2 protein-coding genes and 1 pseudogene are annotated in these 2,619 nt (G+C 73.7%); 1 reads left to right on the forward strand and 2 read right to left on the reverse strand.

Annotated features, from left to right (window positions below; all coding sequences use genetic code 11):
- A partial coding sequence (locus tag DW309_RS14480; protein WP_136045765.1) for a BglG family transcription antiterminator occupies positions 1 to 1,703 on the forward strand: 1,703 nt, incomplete at its 5' end.
- A gap of 2 nt (positions 1,704 to 1,705) precedes the next feature.
- On the opposite strand, the gene DW309_RS14485 is transcribed toward DW309_RS14480, so the two are convergent.
- Together DW309_RS14485 and DW309_RS14490 are read right to left on the reverse strand one after the other, a co-directional pair.
- Complete coding sequence (locus DW309_RS14485) at positions 1,706 to 1,969, reverse strand: HPr family phosphocarrier protein (RefSeq protein ID WP_136030335.1); 264 nt, start codon at positions 1,967 to 1,969, stop codon at positions 1,706 to 1,708.
- A 2-nt stretch (positions 1,970 to 1,971) separates the two neighbouring features.
- Positions 1,972 to 2,619, reverse strand: a pseudogene (locus DW309_RS14490) (phospho-sugar mutase); the annotation flags it as partial.

Here is a 2,619-nt window from a genome sequence, read left to right on the forward strand (position 1 = left end):
AGGGCCGCGAGGCCACGCCCCGCGACCGGTTGCACGCGCTCGTGCGCATGCTGCTCGACGCGCCGGAGGGCGTCGACGTGTTCGACGCCGCCGACGAGCTGCACGTGAGCGAGGCCACCCTGGAGGCCGACCTCGTGCGCGTGCGCGGTCTGCTCGACGGCACCGACCTCACCCTCGACCGCTCGCGCGAGATCGTGCGGCTGCGTGGCGACGAGGCGGCCCAGCGGCGGCTGCTCAGCCGGCTCGCGCACGACGAGATGGACGACGCGTCCTTCCACCCGGAGGTGTTCCGCCGCGCGCTGTCCGGCACCGCGGTCGACCCGCGGGCGGTCGCGCCCTTCAAGTCGGCCCTGGTGGGGGAGCTCGGACAGCTCGGCTACTACGTCAACGAGCTCGCGATCGCCGACGTGCTGCTGCACATCGCGATCGCCGCGGAGCGGGTGGCCGCCGGGCGGTCGCTCGACACGCCGCCGACCGGGGCCAGGCCCGAGATCCCTCGCGTGGGCGCCGTGATCGCGCGTCTCGCCGCCGAGCACTTCGGAGTCGTGCTCGGCGAGGGCGACAGCGCCCACCTCGCGTCCCTCGTGCTCACACGCATCGTGGCGCCGGGCGGCGACGAGACCCGCGAGGTCGCGCGCAGCGGAGTGGCGCCGGAGGTCGACGCGGCCGTGCGGGCCGAGATCGCCAGGGCCGCGGACGACTTCCAGGTCGACCTGGTCGACGAGACGTTCGTGCTGCGGCTCGCGCTGCACGTGCAGAACCTGCGGCGACGGGCGGAGGAGAGCGCCCTCACGCGCAACCCGCTCACGCGGTCGCTCAAGACCACGTATCCGATGATCTTCGAGGTGGCGGTGTCGATCGCGAGCGGGCTGCACGACCGCCTCGGCACCCCCGTCCACGACGACGAGATCGCCTACATCGCGATGCACGTCGGCGGGCGTCTCGAGCGCAGCCGCAAGGCCGAGTCGATCCTCACGGCGACGATCGTGTGCCCCGGCTATTACGAGCTGCACGAGCTGCTGCGGTCGAGCGTCGACCGCTCCCTCGGCTCCGCGATCGAGGTCACGAGCGTCGTCACGAACGTCGACCCCGACTGGGCGTCGTTCGACACCGACCTGGTGCTCAGCACGATCGAGCCCGGCTCACCCGGTGAGCGGTTCGTGCGCATCCAGCCGTTCCTCACCGACGCCGACGTCGACCGCGTGCAGCAGGCCGCGGCCCGCGTCCGCCGCGGCCGGCGTCTCACGCGGCTGCGGGCCGAGCTGGCGCGCTACTTCCTGCCCGACGCCTACGTCTTCCCGCTGCCCGATGCGGGGGAGGAGGAGATCATCCGGCTCCTCGGCGCGCGGCTGGTGGCGGCCGGACTGATCGGCGACGACTACGTGGAGAACACGATCGTGCGCGAACGCCTGTCGTCCACGGCGTTCACCGACGCGCTCGCCGTGCCGCACGCGCTGCAGATGACGGCCACCCGCACCGCGATCGCGATCGGGGTCGCCGAGGGGTCCGCGGCCTGGGGCGACGCCCGCGTGCAGGTCGTCGCGCTCGCCGCGTTCAGCGAGGGCGACCGCGCGGCCTTCCAGACCGTGTTCGAGCAGCTCGTCGAGGTGTTCAGCGAGCGCGACAGCGTGCAGCGCATCGTGCGGCGCGGCACCACGTTCGAGGCGTTCCTCGACGAGCTGGTGGCGGTGATCGACGGCTGAGCTCAGCCCCGCGGTGCGAGCACGTCGGCGAGCCGGTCCAGCAGCGTCTCCGCGGCGGGGGATGCCGCCGTCTCCAGCACGACGGCATCCCCCGGCACGATCGCGAGGTCCATGACCGCCAGCACGCTGCTCAGGTCGACGGTCGTCCCGTCGGCGGTGCGCAGCGTCACCGGGCGGTCGTGCGCCTGCACGAGCCGGACGATCTCGGCGACCGGGCGCGCGTGCACGCCGTTGTGCGCGCTCACGACGACGGTCCGCTCGGGCATGGTCAGGAGCGCTCGTCCAGCAGGGCGCGCACTCCGGCCTCGAGCTCGGCGACGGCCGCAGCCGCTCCCTCCGCCGAGTCGCCCCGCGCATCGATGTACACCTTGAGCTTCGGCTCCGTGCCGCTCGGGCGGACGATGACGCGCGAGCCGTCACTCAGCCGGTACCGGAGCACGTCGCCCGACGGCTGACCGTCCGCGGCGTTCAGCAGGTCCTCCGCCGAGGCGATGGAGCGCCCGCCGATCTGCGTGGGCGGCAGGGTCCGCAGCGCCAGCATGACGGTGCCGATGAGGGCCAGATCGGCCACGCGCACCGACACCTGGGCGCTCGCGAAGTGCCCGTAGGTGTCGCCGAGCTCGCGGAGCAGGTCCGCGATGGTCGCGCCGCGCCCGCGCGCCTCCGCGGCGAGCCCGAGCAGCGCCACGGCGGCGGAGATGCCGTCCTTGTCCCGCACGGTCTCGGGGTTCACGAGGTAGCCGAGCGCCTCCTCGAAACCGAACACGATGCCCGGGGCCCGCGAGATCCACTTGAAGCCGGTGAGCGTCTCGTGGAAGTCGAGGCCGTGGTGCGCGGCGACCGCGCCGAGACCGGGGGAGGAGACCAGCGAGCAGGCCAGCGAGGCTCCAGGCGTGCCGGCGGCCGCACGGGCGGC

The organism is Microbacterium sp. K41 (genome assembly GCF_004794395.1).
Classification (GTDB): domain Bacteria; phylum Actinomycetota; class Actinomycetes; order Actinomycetales; family Microbacteriaceae; genus Microbacterium; species Microbacterium sufflavum.

Excerpts from the sequence above, each read along its gene's own strand:
- DW309_RS14485 (WP_136030335.1), bottom strand. The coding sequence starts at position 1,969 with ATGCCCGAGCGGACCGTCGTCGTGAGCGCGCACAACGGCGTGCACGCG.